This window comes from Pseudomonas sp. MWU12-3103b (assembly GCF_023100615.1).
GTDB classification, from domain to species: domain Bacteria; phylum Pseudomonadota; class Gammaproteobacteria; order Pseudomonadales; family Pseudomonadaceae; genus Aquipseudomonas; species Aquipseudomonas putida_A.
The window spans coordinates 16098-41092 of sequence record NZ_JALMEY010000018.1 but is presented as its reverse complement, the minus strand read 5'-3'; the positions used below and the strand labels follow the sequence as shown (position 1 = coordinate 41092).

At 61.8% G+C, this 24995-nt stretch carries 22 protein-coding genes; 3 read left to right on the top strand and 19 right to left on the bottom strand.

What is annotated here, in order from left to right:
* Window positions 1–71 precede the first annotated feature (71 nt).
* Window positions 72–1088: an alpha/beta hydrolase gene (locus tag M0808_RS23845; RefSeq protein ID WP_247842630.1), complete on the bottom strand. Its 1017-nt coding sequence runs from the start codon at window positions 1086–1088 to the stop codon at window positions 72–74.
* Between the two features lie 129 nt (window positions 1089–1217).
* On the opposite strand from M0808_RS23845, the gene M0808_RS23840 reads away from it, so the two are divergent.
* Both M0808_RS23840 and M0808_RS23835 read left to right on the top strand, forming a co-directional pair.
* Entirely contained in the window at window positions 1218–2105 is an 888-nt protein-coding gene (locus tag M0808_RS23840) for a LysR family transcriptional regulator (protein ID WP_096796201.1), read from the top strand.
* Window positions 2106–2505: 400 nt separating this feature from the next.
* The gene (locus M0808_RS23835) at window positions 2506–3312 is read left to right on the top strand and encodes a class I SAM-dependent methyltransferase (protein ID WP_247842629.1); all 807 of its coding nucleotides are present in this window, start codon (window positions 2506–2508) and stop codon (window positions 3310–3312) included.
* Between the two features lie 116 nt (window positions 3313–3428).
* Here M0808_RS23835 and M0808_RS23830 read toward each other — a convergent pair whose 3' ends face one another.
* The 18 genes from M0808_RS23830 to M0808_RS23745 all read right to left on the bottom strand — a co-directional run bounded on the left by M0808_RS23830 (window position 3429) and on the right by M0808_RS23745 (window position 22737).
* Complete coding sequence (locus M0808_RS23830) at window positions 3429–3629, bottom strand: transcriptional regulator (protein WP_103483590.1); 201 nt, start codon at window positions 3627–3629, stop codon at window positions 3429–3431.
* 262 nt (window positions 3630–3891) lie between these two features.
* The gene (locus tag M0808_RS23825) at window positions 3892–4584 is read right to left on the bottom strand and encodes an N-acetyltransferase (RefSeq protein ID WP_247842628.1); all 693 of its coding nucleotides are present in this window, start codon (window positions 4582–4584) and stop codon (window positions 3892–3894) included.
* A 55-nt stretch (window positions 4585–4639) separates the two neighbouring features.
* Window positions 4640–5431, bottom strand: coding sequence for a ChbG/HpnK family deacetylase (locus M0808_RS23820; protein WP_247842627.1), 792 nt, complete (start codon window positions 5429–5431; stop codon window positions 4640–4642).
* Entirely contained in the window at window positions 5403–6587 is a 1185-nt protein-coding gene (locus M0808_RS23815) for a GNAT family N-acetyltransferase (RefSeq protein ID WP_247842626.1), read from the bottom strand. Before M0808_RS23815 ends, M0808_RS23820 begins: the two co-directional genes overlap by 29 nt.
* A gap of 4 nt (window positions 6588–6591) precedes the next feature.
* Entirely contained in the window at window positions 6592–7281 is a 690-nt protein-coding gene (locus M0808_RS23810; protein WP_134786787.1) for an N-acetyltransferase, read from the bottom strand.
* A gap of 219 nt (window positions 7282–7500) precedes the next feature.
* A complete protein-coding gene (locus tag M0808_RS23805) occupies window positions 7501–9420 on the bottom strand; it encodes a hypothetical protein (RefSeq protein WP_247842625.1) in 1920 nt (639 codons plus the stop codon).
* On the bottom strand, window positions 9417–10721 hold the full coding sequence (locus M0808_RS23800; RefSeq protein WP_135296944.1) for an oligosaccharide flippase family protein: 1305 nt from the start codon (window positions 10719–10721) through the stop codon (window positions 9417–9419). Before M0808_RS23800 ends, M0808_RS23805 begins: the two co-directional genes overlap by 4 nt.
* Window positions 10718–11719 (bottom strand): polysaccharide deacetylase family protein, encoded by a 1002-nt coding sequence (locus M0808_RS23795; protein ID WP_135296170.1) that lies wholly within the window; start codon window positions 11717–11719, stop codon window positions 10718–10720. Before M0808_RS23795 ends, M0808_RS23800 begins: the two co-directional genes overlap by 4 nt.
* 13 nt (window positions 11720–11732) lie before the next feature.
* Window positions 11733–12869, bottom strand: a complete 1137-nt coding sequence (locus tag M0808_RS23790; RefSeq protein ID WP_134786786.1) for a glycosyltransferase family 2 protein — start codon at window positions 12867–12869, stop codon at window positions 11733–11735.
* A complete protein-coding gene (locus tag M0808_RS23785) occupies window positions 12862–13830 on the bottom strand; it encodes a glycosyltransferase (protein ID WP_098964579.1) in 969 nt (322 codons plus the stop codon). Before M0808_RS23785 ends, M0808_RS23790 begins: the two co-directional genes overlap by 8 nt.
* A complete protein-coding gene (locus tag M0808_RS23780) occupies window positions 13827–15197 on the bottom strand; it encodes an O-antigen ligase family protein (protein WP_247842624.1) in 1371 nt (456 codons plus the stop codon). The genes M0808_RS23785 and M0808_RS23780 overlap by 4 nt, the downstream gene beginning before the upstream one ends.
* A complete protein-coding gene (locus tag M0808_RS23775; RefSeq protein ID WP_247842623.1) occupies window positions 15194–16285 on the bottom strand; it encodes a glycosyltransferase family 4 protein in 1092 nt (363 codons plus the stop codon). The genes M0808_RS23780 and M0808_RS23775 overlap by 4 nt, the downstream gene beginning before the upstream one ends.
* Entirely contained in the window at window positions 16282–17874 is a 1593-nt protein-coding gene (locus tag M0808_RS23770) for a Wzz/FepE/Etk N-terminal domain-containing protein (protein WP_202370310.1), read from the bottom strand. Before M0808_RS23770 ends, M0808_RS23775 begins: the two co-directional genes overlap by 4 nt.
* Before the next feature lie 17 nt (window positions 17875–17891).
* Entirely contained in the window at window positions 17892–18917 is a 1026-nt protein-coding gene (locus tag M0808_RS23765) for a polysaccharide biosynthesis/export family protein (protein WP_098964572.1), read from the bottom strand.
* Between the two features lie 21 nt (window positions 18918–18938).
* Window positions 18939–19586, bottom strand: coding sequence for a CpsD/CapB family tyrosine-protein kinase (locus M0808_RS23760; RefSeq protein WP_007961335.1), 648 nt, complete (start codon window positions 19584–19586; stop codon window positions 18939–18941).
* The gene (locus tag M0808_RS23755; RefSeq protein ID WP_247842622.1) at window positions 19586–20332 is read right to left on the bottom strand and encodes a sugar transferase; all 747 of its coding nucleotides are present in this window, start codon (window positions 20330–20332) and stop codon (window positions 19586–19588) included. Before M0808_RS23755 ends, M0808_RS23760 begins: the two co-directional genes overlap by 1 nt.
* 18 nt (window positions 20333–20350) lie before the next feature.
* Window positions 20351–21388, bottom strand: coding sequence for an NAD-dependent epimerase (locus M0808_RS23750; RefSeq protein ID WP_247842621.1), 1038 nt, complete (start codon window positions 21386–21388; stop codon window positions 20351–20353).
* Window positions 21385–22737, bottom strand: a complete 1353-nt coding sequence (locus tag M0808_RS23745; protein ID WP_247842620.1) for a UDP-glucose/GDP-mannose dehydrogenase family protein — start codon at window positions 22735–22737, stop codon at window positions 21385–21387. The genes M0808_RS23750 and M0808_RS23745 overlap by 4 nt, the downstream gene beginning before the upstream one ends.
* A gap of 389 nt (window positions 22738–23126) precedes the next feature.
* On the opposite strand from M0808_RS23745, the gene M0808_RS23740 reads away from it, so the two are divergent.
* Entirely contained in the window at window positions 23127–24824 is a 1698-nt protein-coding gene (locus M0808_RS23740) for a sulfatase-like hydrolase/transferase (protein WP_247842619.1), read from the top strand.
* The last annotated feature ends 171 nt before the right edge of the window (window positions 24825–24995 follow it).

Below are 24995 nucleotides of genomic sequence, written 5' to 3'. Positions count from 1 at the left end.
ATCCCCTCACCACAAGGGTTCCTGCAGACAAAAAACTCGCCACACCGTCAGGTGTGGCGAGTGAGGGGGGCTCAGTTCAGATGCGTCTTCAGCTCAGCCGCGGCCTGGCGCACGGCCGCTTTCACTTCGGGAATCTGGCTCAGTGGGTTGAGCAAGCCAAAGTCATGAATCATCCCGTTGTAACGCACCGACGTCACCGGCACACCGGCCGCATCCAGATGCCGCGCATAGCCTTCGCCTTCATCACGCAACACGTCGAACTCGGCGGTCTGCACCAGCGCGGCGGGCAGGCCCTTGAGCTGTTCGGCGCTGGCGTTCAGTGGCGAGGCGTGGATCTGTGCGCGCTCGGCCGGGTTGGTGGTGTAGTTGTCCCAGAACCATTGCATCATGCCCTTGGTGAGGAAGTGGCCCTCGGCGAATTGCTGGTACGAACCGTCGTCGAACTGCGCGTTGGTCACCGGCCACATCAGCAGCTGGAAGCGCAGGGCCGGGCTCTGCTTTTCTTTGGCCATCAGCGCCACGACCGCCGCCATGTTGCCGCCGACACTGTTGCCGGCCACCGCCAGACGCTTGCCGTCGACCCCGATCTGCTTGCCGTTTTTCGCGACCCATTGGGTCGCGGCGTAAGCCTGATTGATCGCTGTCGGGTACTGCGCTTCCGGCGACGGCGTGTAATCGACGTAGACCGCGACCGCTCCAGAACCGACCACCAGATCGCGAATCAAGCGTTGGTGCGTCGGGTAATCGCCCAACACCCAACCGCCGCCGTGGAAGAACATGAACACCGGCAATTCACCTTTGACCTTGGCCGGACGCACCACTTTGAGGTTGATCGTCTGGCCATCGACCTTGATTGCCTTGTCACTGACTTCAACTCCGGACAGGTCAACCTTTACCGAGGCCTGAGCGCCGGTCAGCACTGCACGGGCATCCTTCGGGCTGAGTTGCTCCAGCGGTTTGCCGCCGCCGGCGGCGAGGGCTTCGAGAAACGCTTGGGTGTTGTGTTCGACACCCGGGCTGCCGGCGGCGAATGCGTTACCGATGGACAGGGCGAGGAGGGATGCGGTCAGGGTTTTTTTGATGTTCATGCTCAATTCCATTTTCGAAAGTTATTGGTGTTGTGTCGGGCTGTTTTCAAACCGTGAGCACAGATTAATGAGCTGTCGAAAAGTGAAAAAGCGGCTATAAAGCGTTTGACTGTCTACCAGAGAGTGACAATGAACCCGTTCGAAGACATGCGTATTTTTTGCCAGGTCATGGACTCCGGCAGTTTCACTGCTGCGGCCGATCAGTTGGGCCTGTCCAAGCAGTTCGTCAGCCGCCGTTTGATGCAGCTCGAAGAACGCCTCGGTGTGCGGCTGTTGAACCGTTCCACCCGACGCCTCGATGTCACGCCACTGGGCCAGAGCTACTACGAATCGGCGCTGCGTCTGCTGGGCGAAGTGGAACAGGTCGAGCAGGGCATCGCCGGGCAGACTGCCGAGCCGCGCGGGACCATTCGCGTCAGTGCACCGCTGTCGTTTGCCGTGGCGCATCTGGGCTGTCTGCTGCCACTGTTTCTGCAGCGCTATCGCGATGTCACCGTGGAGGTGGATTTGAGCGACCGCCCGGTGGATCTGCTCGGCGAAGGTTATGATCTGGCGCTGCGCATCGGTGTGCTGGAAGACTCGACGTTGATTGCGCGGCGCATCGCCGCCATCGAACGGGTGTACTGCGCCAGCCCGGCATATCTGGCCGAACGCGGCACGCCGCTCAATCCCGAAGACCTGCACAGCCACGACTGCCTGCCGTACGGCCATGGTCGTTCGGTGCAGTGGCGCTTCAACGCGGGGCAGGGCAAGCCGCTGCTGGTCAACGTCACCGGACGCATGCGGGTGAACAATGGCGAGCTGCTGAGGGACGCGGCGGTGCAGGGGATGGGGATTACTTATCTGCCGACGTTCATCGTCGGCGCGGCGCTGAAGGACGGGCGGCTGATGCCAGTGCTCGACGACTACCGCCCCGAACCGCTGACCCTGTCGGCGGTGTATCCGCAGCACCGCCAGGCTTCGCGCCCGGTGCAGGCGCTGGTCGAATTCCTGCGCGAACGCCTCAACCAGATGTGACCACGCCAAAAGTGTGGGAGCGGGCTTGCTCGCGAAGAGGTCGTGTCAGTCGATGAAGATGTTGGCCGGACCGACGTCTTCGCGAGCAAGCCCGCTCCCACAGGTTTTGTGACGTGTGCAAATCTTGCGTTCTATCTGAAATCTTGTGGGAGCTTTTTGCAGCGATGAGGCCCGGTCGCAAAAATCTCTACGAAGCCGCCGCATTACCCCCTGTGGGAGCGGGCTTGCTCGCGAAAGCGGTGGTTCAGGCAATGAAGATGTTGGCTGGGCCGACGCCTTCGCGAGCAAGCTCGCTCCCACAGTGGAACGGCGGTGCGGCTTACAAAGTCGCAACAACCGTATTGATCGGGCTGTTCTAGACTCGGGTCCGCTCAATCACGAGCATCGCCCGGAGTGCGCCATGGAAGTGCCCAACAATAAAACCGCCATCGACAGCAATCGACAGGCGTGGAACGATTCTGCTCGTCATCACCGTGAGTCGGCGGAATGGCAAGCGCTGTTGAACGAGGTGTCAAAGGCTGATTTTTCTTGCCTCGACGACACCTTGCGTGGCGTGCTGGAACAGGTCGGCGTCGATGGCAAAGCGCTGATTCAACTCGGTTGCAACAACGGCCGCGAAAGCCTGTCGCTGTTCGCCCTCGGTGCGTGCAGCGTGGTCGGCGTCGATCAATCGGAGGCGTTTCTCGAACAGGCCCGTGAGTTGAACCAGCGCTCGCCGTACAACGCCGAATTCATCGAAAGCGATATCCATCACCTGCCGGCTGCGCTGCACAGCCGCTTCGACGTGGCGCTGATCACCATCGGCGTGCTGAACTGGATGCCCGACATCGGCGAGTTCTTCCGCCATGTCGCGCTGACTCTCAAACCGGGCGGCAAACTGGTGATCTACGAAACCCATCCGTTTCTGGAAATGGTCGATCCTGAAGGCGAAGACCCGTACCGCCTCGCCAGCTCCTACTTCCGCGTCGAGCCATTCGTGCAGGAAGAACCGATCGTCTACGTCGGCAAGGTCGAACAGCAGGCTGCCAAGTCATACTGGTTCGTGCACACCCTCGGCGCGATCTTCAGCGGTGCCATCGCGGCGGGGCTGAACATCGCGCACTTCAAGGAGTATGCGCATTCGAACCGGGAAGAAGTGTATGACCAGTACCTGAATCAGCCAGCGCAGATGCCGCTGTGCTTCACCCTGGTCGCCAGCAAGGCCTGAAGCTTTCCATCGATCCAACCGGCCTTTTCGCGAGCAAGCCCGCTCCCACATTGGATCTGCGTCGTACACAAATCCATTGTGGGAGCGGGCTTGCTCGCGAAGGCGTCGATAAGGTTTCAAGTCTGGCTGAAAGAATCTGAACCAACTCTGGCCGTTTGATCCCTTCGAATGTTCGAGCAAGCCTCTGCCACATAGCCGATGGCTCGAAGCAACTCTTCATCGTCGTCATCGCTTAGCACTTGCTTCAGATATTCACGAATTGCCGCGACATCTACGAGTAATGACGGCATCTCTAGGCTGGTGAGTTTGTGGCTCAACTTTCTGCTCCCTTCTGTTTTTGCACCAATTTACTTGATCACGCCATTGGCAACAGTCAGGCATAGACTTTAGGGCAGGAGGGCGATTCTTTTTTGGTTGTGGGCAAAGTCGTGTATTACGCAAAGAACATAACGAACGACTTCCCGCCTCATCGCGAGCAGGCTCACTCCTACAGTTGATCGGTGTCGTACACAAATCCACTGTAGGAGCGAGCCTGCTCGCGATGGCGGCCGAATGGCCGCCATGCCTTTTACAACCGAATCAAGCCTGCGCCGCCGCACTCACCGCCGGCCGCTCCGGTTTACGCAGTGGCTCCAGGCGTGAGCCGTCATAGCGGCTTTCGCGGTAGAAGCGCCAGCGGCCGAACAGGCCGTAAACGTGGGTGATGCGCCCTTGTTCGTGGTAGCCCATGCGGATGTGCAGTTTCATTGCCGGAATGTTGCGCGTTTCGCAGGTGTCCACGACGGTATGACAGCCTTGGGCGGCCATGGCTTCCCAGAGGGCGACTTGCACGTCAACCGACAGGCTGGTGCCGAAATACGGGCGGGCCATTTCGCCGCCGAATTCGAAGAACTCGCCGGGTTTGACCGGGAACCAGCAGCCGTAATAGTGGCGGTCGTGGTAGTTGCGAATGCTGCCCCAGATGAATGCCACCGCGTGGCCGTCGGCATCGAGGTACATGTGCCCGGTGTGGCCTTCGGCGGCGAGTTCGGCCATGGTTTCCACGCGGTCACCGAAATGCTTGGCGAACGCCCCGGTGTTGTGCGGTGTGATATCGATTTTGCGCACTCCCTCGTATGGCCGCAGCTTGTGTGGCGGCACCGGGGTCACCAGATCGCGCTCCATCCACAGCAGTTCCCAGTGGAAGAACACGTAGCGCTTCCACAGACTGGCGAAGAAGTTACGAAAGCCTTTTTGACGAATCCGGTCACGCAGTTTTCCGATGACGTTCATGTTGCCCTCCGTGGCCGAAGCCCGGTGTGGTGGTTGTTGCTGTTGGGGGGATGAATCAATCGAGTGCCGCGGCACCGCGTAAAAAATCCTTGTGCAGATCGGCATAGGACACCCGTGGCACACCCGGCAGCCGCTGCTCCAGCACGCGGCTCAGGGATTCTCCGGGATTGAGGTAGGCATCACCGAAATCGCTGCCCAGCTGATTCGGGTGGGCAACGACTTCCAGCACGCCGTCGCTCGGCGCGGGGTCGTTACGCAGATCCACCGGCGTGCACACATAGTCCGCCGTGGCTCCGGCCAGACTCTGCAAGCGCCAGTTGAGCAAACCTTTGAATATGCGTTTCGGCAGACTGAGGTTCTGCCCCAGGTTGCGCGCCAGGCGAATCGGCACGCCTTGCCGGGCGGCAAAGCGCGCGACGATTTCGCCGATCGGCCAGATGTTGTGTACGTGCTGATGCGAGTCGATATGGCTAGGTCGCACGCCATGTTCGAGACAGCGCTGCCACTGCGCCTGCAACTCTTCACGCACCGCGTCGCGATCCTCACGTCCGAGCCACAGGCTGTGCCGTGGCAGGCTCAGGTCGAATACGCCGTGGCTATCGCAGAAGGTGCGACTGCGCAGGATTGAGGTACTCAGCGGCCGCCCGTAGGTCAGGTTGAAATGCAACCCGACCCGACCTTGCAGCGACGGATGCCGGGCCATCGCGCAGGCTGCTTCGAACGCCGGCATGTTGGCCATGGCCGTGGCCGAGCTGATGACCCCGGCCTGAAACGCGGCGAAGATCGTCGCGTTTTCGTTCGGGCTCAAACCGAAATCGTCAGCGTTGACTATGACTTGGCGAGGCATGATCGCCCTCCGTGGTGATGACGACAGGTGTGGGCGCCGGTGCCGGTCTGGCCGCACGTCGCGCGCGCCATTGCTGCACCGTCGGTTTCAAGCGCTGCCAGAGGCGCAATCCCAGCCCCAGCAACATCCCGCTGGGGCGCCAGGAATAGAAACTCCAGCGCCAGTGTTCCAGTTGTCCGGTCATGCGTTCGTGCAGTTGGTGGCTGGAGTTTTCCAGACTGACCCGCGAGGCATCGATCCAGCGCCAGTGCTCATCCAGTCCCCAGCGAATCCATTCCTCCAGCAGCACCCGGCCGCTGCCCAGATCGGCGTATTGCGGCAGGAACGCGAGGTTGTAATCGTAGAGTCGGCCCTGCTCCAGCAAGCCGAGGCGATAGCTGATGCAACGCCCGTTGAGTTCCAGCGTCACCACCCGCACCAGGCCCTGGCCGGCGAGGGCGGTGAAGGCGCGTTCGATCCATTGCCGACTGCGCTCGCTGGCAAAGATCCCCACGCCTTCGTCACCTTTCCAGCTCACCGCTTCGACTTCGCTGATCGCCCGCAACAGCGGACCCATGCTCAGCGCGTCGGGGCAGATGCGTCGCACCTGGGCGCCACACGCGGCAATCCGTTTGCGCGCCCGCCGCAGCTTGTAGCGCGGGTCGCCGGAGACCTCCTGGTGATCCGCGTCGCTGATCAGATGCACCGGCACCCGGCAACTGAGGCGGCGTTCGCCCGCAGAACTGTGGACCATCCATTCGGTCAGGGCGCTTTCCTCACCCGCCGGCTCGGACAATTCGTTGAGTTGCAGCAGGGCGTGCGGCAGCTGTCGGCGGATCAGGTGCAAGGCTTCGCGCATGTCTTCGCCCTTGAGCAATGACAGCAGCGCCAGCCGGTCCGCCAGCGGATAGCCCAAGTGGTGCAGTACACGAAACGGCACGCCGGCAAAGCGCTCACGGCCCGCTACCAGCGGCAGGCACAGGCGCAATTCGTCCGCTTCCCAACCGAGCAGGATGTGCAGGCGCTCACCCGCGCCCAGTGCCTGCTCCGCCGCGCACAACCAGCCCAAGTGGTTGAACGGCGTGTGATCCGTCACCTGCAGGCGCAGCGCTTCATAGGCGGCTGCCGGGAAGTCGGCGGCGCACAGTGAAGTGCGCCATTCGAATCGCGCCGTCATAGGCTCAGACCGCCGTGGCTGTGACAGGTGGACGGGACGGTTTGCGCAGCGCATCCAGTCGCGAACCGCTGTAGCGGGTTTCGCGGTAGAAGTGCCAGCGACCGAACAGGGTGTAGACGTTCATGATCCGGCCTTGCTCGGTGTAACCCATGCGCAGGTGCAGTTTCAGCGCCGGGACGTTGTGGAATTCGCAGACGTCCACCACCTTGTCGCAGCCCTGGGCCGCCATGGCTTTCCACAGTTCCAGTTGCAGGTCCACCGAGAGTTCGCTGCCCCAGTAGGCACGGGTAAGCTCGCCGCCGAATTCGAAGAACTCGCCGGGTTTCACCGGGAACAGGCAGCCGTAGTAATGCCGGTCGAAATAGTCCCGCGCGCTACCCCAGATAAACGCCACGGCATCGCCCTGATCGTCCAGGTGCATGTGCCCGGTGTGCCCTTCGTTGGCCAGCTCGGCCATGGTCCCGACGCGGTCGCCGAAGTAGCGGGCGAAGGCGCTGGCGTTGTCGGCGGTGATCTTCACCACCCGCAACGGCGGATACGGTTTGAGGCTGTGCGGTGGCACCGGACTGACCAGATCGCGTTCCATCCACAGCAATTCCTGATGGAAAAACACGTAGTGCTTCCACGCCTTGGCGAGGGTGGCGCGCAGGCCTTTTTGTTTGATGTGCTGGCTGAGTTTGCTGACGGTACCCATGTTCTGTACTCCTGAACTCTTTGGCACGGCGAACCCTTGTGGTGAGGGAATTCCTGTGGTGAGGGGATTCCTGTGGCGAGGGGATTCATCCCCGATCGGCTGCGCAGCAGTCGTCGCTTTTAATCTTGAAAACCCCGGGCCGCTTCGCAGCCCATCGGGGATAAATCCCCTCGCTACAGGTTGTGTTCGCCTTGCGTTTTGCAATATTCGGGATTGGGTTCATGACGCGCTCCAGCTCAACGCGAACAGGGTTTCCCCTGGCAAGTCGAAGCTGACGCGTCCGTTGCGGCAGGCGAATGGCGCATCGCGGCTGCGGTTGTCCGCGCCGAAGTAACGCAACGCACCGTTGTTCAGCGGGCACTTGGCGCCACTCAGGTCAACACGCTGCAAACGCGTGCCCTTGTTCACACCGAGCAGACCCCGCTGCTCGTCGCCGGCCATCGCCAGCACATCGACTTCAAAGCCATCGTTCTCCAGCCACAGCACCTGGTGCAGCCAATGCTGCGCGATGAACTGCTGGGCCAGCCCCACCGGTTTCAGCTCAAAACGCTCATCGCCCAAAACCCGGATCATGCCCTTGGGATACTGCGGTTCATCGGCGGCCTGAAACCAGTTGAGCATGCTCAGCAAACCGTCCTGCGAAGCGTTGATCACCACCGAGGCCCACCACAGCGAGGCGTAGTGCGTCTCCTGATCGTAGGGGCTGAGGCTGGAACCACTGGACATATTGGTCTGATCCAGCAGCAAGGCTTTGCGCGGCTGGCCGTGGGCGTCGAGGCCAACCAGTTCGGCGGCGCGGCGCACGCTGTCGCGGTAGACCCGGGTGGCGAGCAGGTCGCGGATCATCCACTCGTGCCACGCCAGTGCGTCGATCTGCTCGGCGGACTCACCGAGCAAGCGCCGCGCCCAGTCGATGCCGCGCTTGTCTGCCGCGTTATCGGCGAACGGCCCGTTGACCAGCCGCGAACTGGCCGGCATGGCGATGCGCACGCCGGCCCTGGCATTCGCCGGATCGCTGCGCACTTGCCTGGCCATGCTGGCGAAAATTGCCCGGTATTGCTCGAAGCTCGAATAGTTGAGGTTCGGCTCATCGGCAAAACCGATGTAGTGCGTGCCTTTGCCGCCCAAGGCGCGGGTGCCGGCCAGCCATGCATCGAGGCCGCCATTGCTTTGCACGTCGGCGCGCAGATCGGCCTGACGCTGGCTGCCGGCGAGCAAGGTGATGTCCTGACGGATGCCGAAGCGCTCCTGATAAGCCTTGCGGAACGCGTCTTCGAAGTGCGGATTCTTCGCCGTGACATCGACAAAACTGTAGTAACTGGCGGCGGTCGCTTTCAGCGCATCCAGCACGGCATGACTACTGGCGGGCGGCATCACGTAGGGCAGGGCGATGCCCAGATCCGGGGTGCGCCCGAGGATTTTGTCGTGCAGGGTCAGGTGGATCTGGCCGGTCTCTTCGCGCACGGGTTTGAGTTGCTGCGGAGTCTGCGCAAACCGATTGGCCGTGCCGTCGAGCCAGAACGCCGCTTTGCCGCTGCCTTGCAGGCGCAGGCGCCAGACCTGTTCGCGCTCGCTGACCGGCAACGCCAGTTGATCGAACTGCCAATAGGCGCGATAGGGTTTGAGCGTCAGCGTCAGTGACTGATCATCGCCCACCCGCTGCGTCTGCAACGCATTGACCCCGCCATGGAACTTGCCGGCGAGTACCGCGTGTTCCCCCGGTGCGACCTTGAAATACAACTCGTCGTCGTTCTGCGTCTGGGCGCTGAAATGCACCTTGGCCGGCTCGAACAGCGCTACGGTGCGGTCGTCGTGTTCGACCCGGTAATTGCGGAAGCTGTAGCCGGGAATTTCCAGGCGATAACTGGCGGCACCCGGCAGCAACGCCCAGCTCTGGGTGCCACGGGTTTCGCTGGCCTTGATCAAGCGCTCGCCCTGCAATTTGCCCTGGCCGTCGAGCAGGTACAGATGCTCTTCGTTGGCCTCGGCCTGCCACGCGGGTGTCCAGCGCACGGTCACGGTGTCCGGACGGTCGGTTTGCAGGTACAGGCTGCCGTCGCGGATCTCGCCCCAGCGCATCGACGCGGCAAAAGCGTCCAGCGACAGGCTGAGACCGAGCAGCAGGACCAGGCCTTTCATGCGGCCTTCCGGTGCAGCATCTGCCACATCGGCGCGATGTCACTGGGCAGGATGATCAAAGTTTGCCAGAACGCCACGCCGCTCAAACGGCAGTACAACACCAGCATCGCCACGGTGACGGCCAGATAGGCAATCGACGATGCCGCTGCCGCGCCGACGATGCCGTAGGCCGGAATCAACACCAGGTTCAGCGCCAGATTGAGCAGGGCACCGAGGCCCATCAGCAGCGACACCGTGCCGGGGCGGTTTTTCCCCAGCAGGTCCAGACGCAGGATGCTCGCGTAGCACAGGCCGAGCAGCCCCGGCAGCAAGGCGAGCAGCGCCGGATACGCCGGTTGGTAGGCGATGCCGAACAGGGTGACGATCAGCCAGTTGCCGATCACGGCCATGCTCAGGCACGCGCCGAGCATCACCGTGGCGGTCAGGCGCAGGGCCAGCGGGGTGACCTTGTCCATGCCTTCGTCCTGTTGCAGCAGGCGCTTCATCAACGGCGTGGTCACCGCTTCCGGGACGATCAGCAGCAGTTCGGCGGCGGCGCTGGCCATCGCGTAATGACCGAGCGCGGTGCTGCCGAGCAGGGCGCCGATGAACAGGTAATCCGAGCGCAGAATCACTTGCTGGAACAGCAGGTCCGGATGGCTGCGCGCGCTGTAGCGCAGCAGTTCGTTCTGGCTGGCGCGATCCCACTGCAACTGCAGCGGTTGCGCCCGTTTCAGCCAGACCCAACCGGCCAGCACCACCAGGCTGATCCCGGCCAGCCAACTGATCAACGCCGCTTCCAGCGCCGCGCTTTTCCACATCCAGAACAGCGCGAGGAACAGCAGCAGTGGCGCCAGTGATTCGGTCAGGCGCAAGGCGTTGAACGCGACCACGCCGCCGGAGGCGTTGTGCAGGGTCAGCAGGCCGCTTTTCAGCACGGTCAGCGGCACCGCCAGCAGCAACAGCCACGCCAGCAGACCAAGCTGCACGGTGACATCCAGTTCACTGCCGAACTCACGCACCAGCGCCACCACCAGCAAGGTCAGCAGGCCGGCGAGCAAGCAACCAAACACCAGCACCTGACTCAGCAGCAGCCCCATCGGCCGTTGTTTGGCGGCTTGATAACCCACGGCCGAATTCAACCCGCCACTGGTGGCAGCGCTGATCAGATCGGGCAGGGTGCTAAGCAGCGCGAACAACCCGCGTTCACTCGGCCCGAGGATCCGCGCCAGCAACACGTTGCGCAGCAAGCGCAGGGCGATCATCGCCAGTTTGGTGCCCATGCTCAGCGCCAGATGCTTGAGGTAATGGCTGCGGCTCATGGCCGGTTTCCACGAAAGATGCGCCACGACAGCAACTCCGGGTTGCGCGCAGTACGCTGGCTGACGCCGAAACGCGGCAGGTTCAGCGGATCGCCTTCACCGCGATAGATGCCGGTGCCGGTGCCCAGGGCGAACGGATAATCGTGCGCGGCAATCTGTTTGCGCACGCGGTCGTCGTTGTTGCCGTTGGGGTAGCAATACACCGGCAACGGCCGGTTGCAGCCATTGTTCAAGGCGTCGCGGCTGCGGCTGATTTCTTCGCTCAGGCGCACATCGTCCAGTTCAGTGAGGATCGCGTGGCTGGCGCCGTGCGGGCCGAAACGCACCAGCCCCGAAGCCTCCAGCGCGCGTACCTGATGCCAGTCCAGCGCTTGCGGCTGCGCTTCGGGCGGGCATTCGTCGGTCAGGCGTTCGAGCATCGCCGGTTCAAGGGTTTTCAGGCTTTGCAGGTAATGCAGCAGCGACAGGCTGCGCCGATCAACGTCGATGTCGTCGACCAGCACCGGCACCGGGTGGTGGATTACGTGCAGGCATTCGATCAAGTGCATGCGGGCCTTTTCGCCGTGGCTGCCCCACAGGGTTTCGCCAAGGCTTTCCCACCAGAAGCGCTGACGGCTGCCGATGAAATCGGTGGAGAGAAAAATGCTCGCTGGCACCTGATGTTTTTGCAGCAACGGGAACGCATTGACCGCGTTGTCGCGCCAGCCATCGTCGAAGGTCAGCGCCACCCGTGGGCGTTCGCTGCGCAATGCGGTGGGCGTGAGGATGTCCATCAGCGGCACGCAATCGAAGTGCCGGCGCAGCCACACCAGCAGGTGCTCGAACGCCTTGGGCCCGACACACAGCTCATTGCGGTGCGGCAGGTCGGCGGCGCGGTCGTTGGCCAGCACCCGGTGCAGCATCAGAATCACCCCGGCGCCGTGCAACTGGTTTCGTCCCACGGGCGAGTTGAGGTAAAGCCAGCCACTGGTGCGTTTTATTAATTGTTTGATCGCCATGGCTTCGGTCCTCTCAACGGTTTTGTTCAGGGTTCCACTGGGCATATCGGTGGCCGCGCAGGAACTGCCACAGGCCGAGACTCATCCCGGCGAGGGTGACCAGCAGGAACGCGGCCAGACGAAACGGTTTGGGCAAGCGATGTTGCGAGTCCAGCAGTCCGGCCAGCGCAATGGCGTAGCCGAACAGTTGGGCGATCAGGGCCAGTCGATAGAAACCGTGGTCGTCCCACAGCCAGAAGTTGCTCAGCAGCAACGGCAGCAGGAGGATCGGTGCCAGGCGCCGGATCAGTTTGTGGCTGATCAGCGCCAGCGAATACAGGCCATGTTTGAGTGGGTTGAGCAGCTCACTGCGCTGGGCGAGGCTTTGCAGGCCACCGACGGTGACGCGTTGACGGCGGCGGAACTGTTTGTCCGCTTCGTCGACACCGTGGTCGATCACTTGCGCCTCGGGCACGTACACAATGCGCTTGAAGGCCACCGGTGCACAGGTGCTGAGAAAGAAGTCGTCGTTGACCTCCGCCGGCACGCTCTGGAACAGCTCGCGGCGCAGGGCGAGCAGGGCGCCGTCGGCCGAGACCATGCAGCCGGTGCGATTCTCCACCCGACGCAGCCAGCCCTCGTAATGCCGGTACAGACTGTCGCCGACGCTGAGGCCGCCGCCGGTCACCGGAATCACCATGTGCCCGGCGCAGGCCCCGACGTTGGGGTCGCTGAGTGGCGCGAGCAGGTAGCCGAGGGTTTCCCGCGACCATTGGTTGTCGGCGTCGGTGAACACCAGAATATCGCCAGTCGCCAAGGCTACGCCGGCATTCAGCGTCGCGGCTTTGCCCTGGCGCGGCAGGTCGAGGACAGTGATTCGCGAATCAACCACTTTGTGCGCGCAAGCCACGGTGTCGTCGGTCGAGCCATCGCTGGCGAGAATGATCTGCAGCGTGGCCGGCTGGTAGTCCTGTGCCAGCAGCGTGCGCAACTTGTGCTCGATGTGCCGCGCCTCATTGTGCGCGGCAATCACGATGCTGATGTTCAGCGGCGGCGCCGGGCTGTGGCGCCAGGCCGGGAACAGCGGCGCCAGCACAGTCAGCAGCAGCGGGTAGCCAAGGTAGGCGTACACCGGCAGCAGCAGGCACATCCAGAAAATGAATTCAGCCACGGGCAGGCCTCCTGGCGTTCCAATGACACAGACTGAGAATCAACGCCGCCCCGGCCAGGTGCAGCCGCACCCAGTGCAGGCCCCACAGTTGCAGGGTCAGGCCCACATCATGATGGCGTGAACTCTGGCGAATGCTCAGCACCAGCGCCGGTATCGTGGTCAGCATCACCATGACGGCCGCGTGGTGCGGAAAACCGTTGAGCAGTGCGGAAATCGCCAGCAAGTCGAGCAGCCACGCGCCAAGCGAGAGCAGCGGAAAGCGCAGCAGGCGCAGGCTGAAACCGTGAGTGCGCAGCAGTTGCAGATGACTGCCCTGACGCCACATTTCCTTGCCCATCCACTCGCGCCAGTTCATCTCGTAGCCCCAATGCAGGGCCACGCTGCTGTTCACCGACAGCAGCCGCGCGCCCTGTTCGTGCAGGCGCAGGGTAAATTCCTTGTCTTCGCCGGTACGCAGGTGTTCGTTGAAGCCGCCGACCTTGTCGAACCAGCGCCGGCGCATCAGCAGGTTGGAACTGGGCAGCCAGTCCACCGGGTGCGATGCCTGACTCGACGGGCGCAGCGTGCGCCGTTGCCAGGCGGCGGCGTACCACGGCGCAGTGGCGGGGGTGTGCAGGTCGAGACCGAAAACGTCGGCCTGACCCTCGGCTTGCAGCTCGAACAAGGGCTTGAGCCAGTCTTCGGGCATTTCGACGTCGGCATCAATGAACGCGATCCACTCGCCGCTTGCCAGCAGCGCACCGCGATTGCGCAGCGCGCCGATCAGCAGGCCCGGCAGCACCAGCACCTGTGCACCGAACTGGCGGGCGATGTGCGGGCCGTCGTCGCTCGAACCGTTGTCGACCACAATCAACTCGCACTCGACATCGGCCGCATGCGCGGCTTTTTGCGCGGCCAGCAGCGTGCGACCGATGTGCCGGGCCTCGTTGTACATCGGGATGATGATGCTGATCCGGCTCATGGGCGGACCTCGGTCAGTGGCGCCTGTTCGGCCTTGAGGCGCAGGACGCTGGTCAGCGCGAGCATGATCCACAGGTATTTCTGGTTCGGTGCGCTGAGGAACATCAGGAACAGTGTCAGCGACAGAAAGCTCACCCCGAGGTGAGTCATCAGGTCCGCCTGCTGCCAGTCGCGTCGCAGCATCCACGCGGCGCGGGCGCGGATCAGGTTGTACAGGCCCAGGCCGAGCATGCCGACAAACAGCAGGCCGGCGGGAATCCCCAGTTCACTGAAAATTTCCAGGTAGGTGTTGTGGGCACGGCGGTACAGGTCGCCGATCTTGCGGTTGGCGGAAAACGCCTTGGCGTAGCCGGTGGTCGCGTAGTGCAGCGGAAAGGTGCCGGGACCGGAGCCGAGCAGCGGGTTCTCGCGGATCATCTGCCCGCCGACCACGATGTACGAGGCGCGCCGGCCGAGGGATTCGTCGTCGTGGCCCTTGGCGCCGGCGCTCAACACGCTCAGGGACTGAATGCGCGCGAGGTAACCGGCGGGCATCGCGTAGATCGCCAGCGGAATCACGATGGCTGCGCCGAGCATGGCGAATCCCAAGTGCCGTGGGCGAATGCGGGTCAGTTGCGCGCGGTAGTGCCAGCAGCCGATCAACAGACTCAACGCCACCACCACCAGCCCGGAGCGCGATTCGGTCTTGGTCATGCCACCGAGCAGCAGCAGGCAGCAAGCGCCCCAGAACAACCGATGCAGCAGATTCGGCCCGCGAATCACCAGCAGCAGCGCCAGCGGAATGGCGAAGGCGATCAGCAGGGCGAAGGCGTTGGGGTCTTCCAGCAGCCCGGCGGCACGCCCCTGATCCTGGAATTTAGTCGAGAACATCGCCATGGCGCAGGTGGCGCTGACGCTCAGGGTCACCAGGCGGGCGAACAGGTCGAGGTTCAGTTCACGGCCGATCAGCAGGGTGATGACAAACAGGATCAGCCCGACGCTCAGTTCACGCAGATGCCCCAGCGACATGCCCAGGTCATCGGTGTTGAACAGGCTGAGGAAATACAGCGCCAGAAACCACAGCAGAAACCGCCAGATATTGCTGCGCAGGCGCTCGGAAGGAATCTGGTGCATGGCCAGTTGCAGCATCAGAATCACCGCCAGCGAGGCACCGATCAGTTTGCTCCCGGACAGCGCGCTGTCCTTGAAGAAACCTTCGAACGGCACCAGCGCGGCAATGCCCAGCAGACCCCAGGCCGGCTTGCGATACAACACCGTGAAACCCACTAGGCCAATGACCGCGCCGGGTGCGAGAAACGGATAAGGGCTGGCGAGCAGACCGATGCACACCATGCCGAGCAGCGTGACGATCGAGAGCGGGAAAATCATGCGCGTGCCTCCCGTGCCGTGCGGATGTACAGCTGCGACCAGCGTTCGGCGAGGGCCTTGAGGTCGTAGCGATCCTGTTGCGTACGCTTTGCGTTGTCGCACAAATGCCGGGCCAGCTTCGGCTCGCTCAACAGGTTGTCGAGCTGACGGGCGAGGTCGGCGCTGTCGGCGGGTGTCGCCAGCAGACCGTTATGCCGGTGCTCGAGCACATCGGGAATGCCGCCGACGGCGAACGCCACCACCGGCACGCCGCTCTGCATCGCTTCGAGCAGAATCATCGGCGTGCCTTCGGTGCGCGAGCTGATCACCAGCGCATCCAGGCGCTGCCACCACGGTTGCATGGCGGTCTGGTAGCCGGGCAGACGAATCCGTTGCTGCAAACCTGCGGCGTCGATCCGCGCCTGCAGCGCCTCACGTTCCGGGCCGTCGCCGAGCATCACCGCGTCCAGTTGCGGATGCTGGTGACACAGCGGAATCAGCGCATCGAGAAACAGGTCCGGGCCTTTCTCGCTGCTCAGGCGCCCGACGTAACCGGTGAGCCAGCGCTGGCTGTCAGTGGTGCTGATCAGCGCGTCGGCGGCGGGCAGTCCGTTGGGGATCACCTGGAGTTTGTCCGCCTGCACGCTGGCCTGACGATGCAGCACGGCAATGCTCTCGGCCACACACACCACCCGATCCACCGACGCCGTGCGGCACAACTGCAGACTCAACCAGGTGTAGAACTTCTGCTTGCGGCTGCGCGGGGTGAAGCCGTGTTGGGTAATGACCAGCGGCAAACGCAACAGCGTCGCCGCGACCCAACCGAACAACAGCCCTTTGAAATTGTGCGTGTTGATCAGCGGCCGTTCGCTGCGCCGGGCCCGCAGGTGGCGCAACAACTCGCCGAGCCCGGAGCAGCCACGGCAATCCACCCCGGCCTCACGAAAGCGCGCGATCAATGCCGGCGGCGCATCGAGAAACAGCACCTGATGCTGCCCCGGTGTCGCCAGGCAGTGATCGAGCAACATGCGCTCGGCCCCATAGAAGCCGCCGCTGCTGAGCAAATGAATGATCGGCAGCGCGGCATTCGGGGTGGAGGGCGTGTTCAATTGCGCACCCAGTGCACGAAGCTTGGCACGGTCCAGTTCTTGTGCGGATTGCTCGGCAGCACGTTCTCGTCGTTGATCACCAGCAACACTGGCAGGCCCAGTTCGTGGGTGATTTGCGCCGGATGTTTGAAGCGGTGATCGAAGAACTCACGCACATAGACCAGGGCAATCGCCAGCAGCAGACCGGTGAACAGTCCGAACGGAATGATCAGCAGCGGTTTGGGGAACGCCGGTTCGGTCGGCTCGAACGGCGGGCTGAGCACCTTGGCGTTCGACAGATCGTCGTTGAGCGAACCGGCGGTGCTGCTTTCGGCAAAGCGTTGCGCGTAGGTCGAGAACGCCGTGTGCAGCGCGTCGATTTCCGTGTCCATCTGCCGCAGCTTGCTCTGGGTCTGCTGCAAGGTGTGGATGCGGTTCTTGAACTCGGCGATGCGCGCGGTTTTCTGATCGATCACCTGTTGCACCACGGCCAGGTCGTTGGTGCGTTCCTGAATGCGGTTGCTCACCACTTTGAGGAACTGCTGACGGGTGCGGGCGATCTGCTCGCGGGTCAGCAGCATCGGCTCGCTGCCGGGCTGGAACACCGCGAGGTCATTCATGTAGCGGCTGACCTGAGTGGTCAGTTGCTCGCCCAATTGTTTGATTTCGCGATCCTCGAACGCCACGTTATCGACGGTGGTGGTGAAGGTGAAGGGGAAGGTGTAGTCGTTGAGCTTGTTGCTGCTGGCGGCCGTCAGCGCGGTTTTCAGGTATTCGAGCCAGCGCTGGCTCTGCAGCAGACGATCCTGATACAGGTTCAGGGCCTGCTCTTCGGTATTGATCGCGTTCAGGCGGAAGGTGATTTCTTCCTTCGGATCGGACGATGCAACACTTTCCAGCAGCGCTTGCCGATTACCTTCCAGCCCGTCGAGACGCACCTGATACAGATGTTTCTTGGTTTCGTAGAAGGATTGCGGCAGGTCGATCGATTGCAGCGCCTGACGGCTGCCCAGATAGTTCTGCAGCAGAGTGGCGACGAACGTCGTGCCCTGATGCGGATCGGGGAAGCTGTAGACGATCGAGATCACGTTGGAGCCTGGCAGGGTCTCGATTTTCAGGCTGTTGATCGCATCTTGCGTCAGGCCGTCGAGCACGGTGTCACGCACCGGATCGGTTTGCAGCCCGAGCATGTTGCGCAACGGATTGATCACGTACTCACGCAGCGGCGAAGAAACATAGCGGCGGAACGGGTCGCTCACCAGTTTGGCGAAGATGCCCGCCGGCGGGCTGTACTCGCCCTTGTCGCGCAGCTCGCTGATGGTCTGGCGGATCAGCGCCGGGGACCGCAGGATGTTGCTTTCGGTTTCCATGTCCGCCAGCGAAGGCGGAATGAAGGTGGCGTTATCGACCGTCAGTGACGTGGTGGCGTCACCCTGGGAGAGTTTTTTCGACTGCACGATCACCTGGGCGGTGATATCGAAGCTCTGTTTGAGCACCAGCGGCAGTACCAACGCAATGACTGCAAAGATCAGGAAGACCCGTTTCACCAGTTGCTTGTTGGCGAAGAAGATCCTGAAGAACTCATGCAGGTAGTTTTCCTTTGGATTCATGATCGGTCACCTGAGAGTCAGTTACTGCTGCTGCTTTTGTTGTCGACGCGGTAGCCGAAGCTGAAGCCCACGCCCTGGAACAACACCACGTCGGCCAGTTGCCGGGCGAGATCGCCGGCACTCGCCAGTTTGGTTTTTGGTACGAACAGCATGTCGTCCGGTTGCAGGTAGGCGATCTGCGACGCATCGCCCGACAGGGCTTTTTCCACGTCGTAGTGCACGGCCTGCACCTGGTTGCCGTTGCGCCGCATGATCACCACCGAGTCCAGGCGCGCCTTGACGTTGGTACCGCGCGCCAGGGTCAGCGCTTCAAGCACCGAGACCGGACGGCGGATCGGGTAGGAACCCGGTTGGCCGACTTCGCCGAGCACGTAGATCTCGTTGCCGGCGGTGGATTTGAGCATCACATCGACGCTCATCCGCCCCGGCAATTGCGCGTATTTCTGGTTGAGGAAGGTTTCCAGTTGGTTGATGGTCATGCCTTGCAGCGGCACGGCGCCGATTTCCGGAAAACTCGCATAACCGTCATTGCCCACGGTGATCTCGCGGCTCATGCCGGTGGCCGGGTGATTCAGTGCGCTTTTCAGGTTCTGCTCATTGGTCAGCGGGCTGATGACCTGCACGGTCAGCTGATTGCGGTTGGGCTGGAACAGCTGTTTGCGCTGGTAGGCACGCTGGATTTCATCGCGCGCCTCGTCGGCGGTCAGACCGGCGATTTTCACCGAGGTGTTGGCGCCTGGCAGGTTGATGGTGCCGTCAGGCAGCACCAACTGGTTGCCGTTGAGCTGGCTGGCAGCGGTGAAGTTCAGGCCGATCTGGTCACCCGACTGCACGCGGTAGGCGTCCGAACCGCTGGTGCTGATGTGGAAGATCACATCCAGCACGTCTTGCGGGCGCAGGGTCTGTTCGACCTTGGGCATATCGGTGGCCTGGGCGTTGGCCGGGGTGGCGGTGAGAATGTTCACCGGCATGTTCTGGGTTTCGGAAGTGCTGGAGCAGCCTGCAAGCGGCAGCATCAGCAGAACAAGTATCTTGGCGTTCATGGCGTCATCCTTCGCGTTTGCTTACAGGTTTTTGTAGAGCCACTTGGGCATGTAGTACTTGCGCCGGTTGAACACGCTGCCGACTACTTTCGCGCCGGCCTGGGTCAGGCGTTGCACGGCGGCCTGGGCGACTTCCCAGCGGGTGTCCTCAGCGCGGACCACGAACACCACGCCATCGACCTGAGTGGCGAGCACCAGCGTGTCGGCGGCGGAATACACCGCGTCGCCGTCGATCACCACGAAGCGGTACTGGGTGCCCAGGCGGTCGAGCAGCGGGCTCAGGCGCTCGGCGGTCAGGTGTTCCAGGGTGCGGATCGGCCGGCCATTGGGCAGCACATGGAAAGGCAGGCTCGAGACCTGCACCACGCAGTCCTGCAACAGCGGCGGGTTGTCCGGGTTGAACAGCAGGTCGCGCAGGCCGCGCTCCTTGCCCAGGTTCAATTGCTGCGTGAGGTTGCCCGCTGACTGGCTGGCATCGACCAGCAACACCTGGCCGCTGCTCATCTGCGCCAGTTGGCTGGCCAGCGCCAGCGCGCTGGTGGTGGTGCCCGCGCCGGGGTTGGCGGCGGTCAGGAACAGGATCCGCAGATCCAGATCCAGCACGGTCGAAATCAGGTTCGATTCGCTGGGGTTGGCAATGCTCAGGCTTTTGTTGGTTGAACCGTCCATTAGCTTGCTCCGTGGCCGCTGAATACTTTGAAGGGGGTTTTCAACAAGATCTTCAGATCAAGCAAAAGGCTTTGCTCGGCGATATAGCTGAGGTCCAACTCAACGCGCTGGTCGAAGTCAATGTTGCTGCGCCCGGAGATCTGCCAGAGGCCGGTCATGCCGGGGTAGATGCTCAGACGCGCAAGGTGGTTGTCCTTGTAGCGGTAGGCGTTGAACGAAGTCGGCCGCGGGCCGACCAGGCGCATGTCACCGCTGACCACGTTGAACAGGTTGGGCAGTTCATCGAGGCTGGTACGCCGCAGGAAACCGCCGATGCCGGTGATGCGTGGATCCTTGTCGATCTTGAAGTCGATGGCGTCGACCCCGTGCTTGTTGAGGTGGCGCAGCGATTCCTTCAGCTCTTCGGCGTTGCAGACCATGGTGCGGAACTTGTACATGCCGAAGGTGCGGCCGCGATAACCGGTGCGTTTCTGCACGAACATCACCGGTCCCGGGCTGGTGAATTTGATGGCCAGCGCCAGGCCCAGCAGCACCGGCGAAAACACCACCAGAATCAGCAGCGCACCGAAGCAGGCCAATACCCGGTTGGTGCGTGACAGCGTCCATGGCCGGCCACCGTCGCGGCCGGTCAACCAGCCACGGCCCTGCATGTGGATGGCGGAATCGAGGCGCATTCGGTGCTCGGGATCCATGCGCTTGTCACGGCGCATCTGATTGATCGGTACACCTTGTTCATGTCCAGTCATGGGGTCCTCCGCTGATGTTCAGCCGCGAGCGGCGCGTGGGCGATAGGCAGTGGGGTAGTAGTCGCGAAACCAGGCGATGAAACGCCCCAGTCCTTCATCCAGCTCGATCCGGGGCTGGAACCCGGTGGCCTGGGCCAGATCATCGGTCTCGGCACAGGTGTTGAGCACATCGCCCGGTTGCAGGGGCAAGAGCTCGACAATGGCTTTCTGGCCCAGGTGTTTTTCCATCAGTGCCAGATAGGTTTTCAGCTCCACCGGGTGGTGGCCGCCGATGTTGAACAGGCACCACGGCGCCATGCTGCTGCCCGCGTCGGGATGTTCACGATCCCACTCCGGGTGGTTGTGCGGCGGATGGTCGGTGAGGCGCGCGATGCTTTCGACGATGTCGTCTATATAAGTGAAATCGCGCTGGTGCTCGCCGTAGTTGAACAGCTTCAGCGGTGTGCCTTCGGTGATCGCCCGGGCAAATTGAATGGGCGACATGTCCGGCCGACCCCATGGCCCGTACACGGTGAAAAAGCGCAGGCCGGTGCTGGGAATGCCGAACAGGTGGCTATAACTGTGGGCCATCAGCTCGTTGGCTTTTTTGGTCGCGGCGTACAGCGACAGCGGATGATTCACCCCGTCATGCACCGAGTACGGCGTGTGCTGGTTGGCGCCATACACCGAGCTCGACGAGGCGTAGATCAAGTGCTCTACCGGATGGTGCCGGCAGCCTTCGAGAATGTTCAGGAAACCGCTGAGGTTGCTGTCGAGGTAGGCCTTCGGATTTTCCAGCGAGTAGCGCACCCCGGCCTGCGCCGCGAGGTGGATCACCACTTGCGGTTGCTCGCGGACAAACAGCGCTTCAATCGCCGCGGCATCGGCCAGATCGATCCGCGCCAGCGGGAAATGCCCGACCTGATCGCGCACCCATTGCACCCGATCGTGTTTCAGTTGCGGGTCGTAATAGCCGTTGAAGTTATCCAGGCCGACCACCGCATGCCCGTCGCGCATCAGCCGCAACACGCAATGGGCGCCAATGAAGCCGGCCGCGCCGGTGACCAGGATTCTCATGGGCGCAGTCCTTCCGGAGCGATGTGGCGCAGGCCGATGCCGCTGTAATGCAGACCGGCGGCGGCCACGTGTTCCGGGTTGTAGAGGTTGCGACCGTCGACAATCACTTTCGAGCGCAGCTTGCTCGCCAGCAACTCGAAATCCACTACGCGAAAGTTCTTCCACTCGGTGCAGATCACCAGCGCATCGGCATCTTCCAGGGTGTCGTCGCGGGTGGCGCACAGGTGCAGGTCGTTGCGATAGCCGTACAGGCGCCGGCATTCGGACATGGCTTCCGGATCGTAGGCCTGCACGCTGGCGCCTTCGGCCCACAGCGCGTCCATCAGGTAGCGGCTGGGGGCTTCGCGCATGTCATCGGTATTGGGTTTGAACGCCAGGCCCCAGATTGCGATCGACTTGCCGGCCAGGCCTTGCGGAAACTGCGCCTTGAGTTTGCTGAAAAGAATGTGCCGCTGGCTGTCGTTGACGTCGGTGACGCTGCGCAGCAGTTTCAGCGGCATGCCGTTGTGTTCGGCGGTGTGCAGCAGGGCGCGCAGATCCTTGGGGAAGCATGAACCGCCGAAGCCGCAACCGGGGTAAATGAAGTGGTAGCCGATGCGCGGGTCGGAGCCGATGCCTTTGCGCACCGCTTCGATGTCGGCGCCGAGCAGTTCGGTGAGGTTGGCCAGTTCGTTCATGAAGCTGATGCGCGTGGCGAGCATCGCGTTGGCCGCGTACTTGGTCAGCTCGGCGCTGCGGTTGTCCATGAACATCAGTTTTTCGTGGTTACGGCAGAACGGCGCGTACAACTCGCTCATCTGCTCGCGGGCTTCGTCATCGCGGGTGCCGACGATGATCCGGTCCGGGCGCATGCAATCGGCGAGGGCGCTGCCTTCCTTGAGGAATTCGGGGTTGGACACCACGCGGACCTTGAGGGCACTTTTGCCGCGACGGAGCAACTCTTCGCTGGCTTTGGCGGCGACCTGGTCAGCCGTGCCGACCGGCACCGTGGACTTGATGATCAGGGTGCGATCGGCCTCCATGTGCGAGGCGATTTCCCGGGCCACGTTCAGCACATGGGTCAGGTCGGCGGAACCGTCTTCATCGGCCGGCGTGCCCACGGCGATGAAAATCAGCTCGGCATGCTCCACCGCGTCGCTGGCCTGAGTGCTAAAGAGCAAGCGGCCGGCCTTGATGTTTTCTTCAAGGGTGCTGGAAAGACCTGGCTCACTAATAGGTGGCACAGCTTGTTGCAGTTGCTTGATCTTGTTGGGGTCAATATCGACACATAAAACCCGATGCCCTACATCTGCAAGTGCGGCGGCTTGAATTAATCCGACATAGCCGGTGCCAAATACGCTCACGTCCATCTGCGCACCCTCGATAGAGCGAAAAGAAGAAGTTCGGAAGAAGACTGTAAAAGGGGTATAGCGCAGGGTTTGGAAAGCGTGTCAGCAAAATGACATGTTGCACCTGTATAACACTTGAGCGCTTTTTGGCGATTGGCCATCAAGTCATTGCTGCGATTGGATTTGTTGTTTTTTTGCAGATTTGTTCAGATTTCAAATAAGCGATAAACGGTTGTAAGTCTTTAATTTAAAGGCTTCTAGCGTTTTGTGTGTGTCAGATTTGAGTCACCGGTTTTTTGACGCTTTCTAAAGAAAACAGTCAATTCTTGCGCTTTGATGGCTGGGTGCTAGTGTCAGGTTCTGACCGACAAACCTTTGACTCCCTGCCGTTTTGCACGAGCGGTATCGCCATGTTCAGATATGCCAAAGAAGTACTTTTAATTGTTTATTTGCTGCTTTATTCCGAATATTACGTTGATCGGTTAAATGCTATCGGCGTCGGTTTTGCTGTACTTCTTTTTGGCGCGATGTTTTTGGCGCTTACTTTAGCGTTATATCTAACGGCTTATATTCGTCAGGCTCTCATTCGCCACTTATTCGCAATAACACTGTTTGTCTCGGCGGTGTTTTTCGATGTCTATACCCGGGTCACCGCGGATTACCTGAGCTACAGCAGTTTTGTCTCGCTGGTGTACTCCGGCGGCTTCATTCAGGAGGCCGCCTACCAGTATCGCGACGCGATCATTCATGGCGCGCTCAGTGGTCTGCTGTTGCTGTTCGGCATCGGTCTGAAACCGCGCCATGCACTGGTGGTGCCCAACGCGTTGCGTGTGGCGGCGCCGGTGTGTGGTGTGCTGCTGTTGAGCGCGGTGTTGTTCCTGCGGGCGGGCGAGGGCGCGCGCGGTTTGCCGATCATGTACACGCCGCTGGCCTATCTGAACCTGTTCGCTTATGAAGCGCTGCACAACACGGTCGGCCCGCGCGAGCCGGTGACGCTGGCGCGCAACGCAGTGGCGATCAATCACGACATCGTGCTGATCATCGACGAAAGCATTTCCGGCAATTACCTGGACATCAACGCGCCGTTCGGAGTGCACAGCAACCTTAATCAGGCGCATCCGGGCGTCGACATTTTCAACTACGGCTACGCCGCATCCATCGCCAATTGCAGCGCCGACACCAACGTCACGTTGCGCTACGGCGGCACCCGCGACGATTACATGCGCATCAACAGCACGCTACCGTCGATCTGGCAGTACGCGAAAAAGGCCGGGTTGCGCACGGTGTACATCGACGCTCAGCGCACCGGCGGCAATCTGCAGAACCTGATGACCGACACCGAGAAAAAAGACATCGATGAATTCGTCCAGTTTGACCAGACCAGCGTGCGTGACCGCGACATGGCTGCCGCCGCCAAGCTGATCGAATTGCTCAACGATGATCAGCCGGAGTTGGTGGTGATCAACAAGGTCGGCGCGCATTTCCCGGTGCACGACAAATACCCCGACGCCTTCATGGCCTACCGTCCGACCTTGCCGCGCGGGCAATTCACCGAAGTCGCCGACACCGGCAAACGCGACGGTTTCAACGGCCAGCCGGATGACTGGGTGCTGTACCGCAACGCCTACAAGAACACCGTGCTGTGGAATGTCGGCGAGTTCTTCGCCCGAGTATTTGCCCAGGCCAATTTGCACAATGCGCTGCTGATCTACACCTCCGATCACGGCCAGGACCTGCATGAACGCGGCAACCCCGGGCTTAATACCCACTGCGGTGGCGATCCGGTGGAGGAAGAAGGGCTGGTGCCACTGGTGGTGATTCAGGGCGATCAACTGCACGGGCCGGACTGGGCGCATGCGTTGCCAGCGAACAAGGACCGCTCGAGCCACTACAACATTTTTCCGACGCTGCTGCAGGTGATGGGTTATGACCTGGCGGGAGTCGAGGCGCTGTACGGCAAACCGTTGACGCTGCCGACGGCGGACGACTTCACCTTCAACTACCGCTTCAATGCGCGGCTGGGGGCCAAGCCTGAGTGGAAGCACATTGATCTGAAGACCATCGTCACACCGGGTGCGGCGGCGACCAGTGTGGCGACCGGGGAGTGAGATTTGTGCCGGTTTCACTGGCCTCATCGCTGGCAAGCCAGCTCCCACAGTGTTTCAGGGTGAACCCGGTATTTGTGGACAACCTCAACCCCTGTAGGAGCTTGCCTGCAAGCGATGGGGCCAGTTCAAACACCACTGATCTGAAGATACTTCCCACAGTGTTTGATGGTG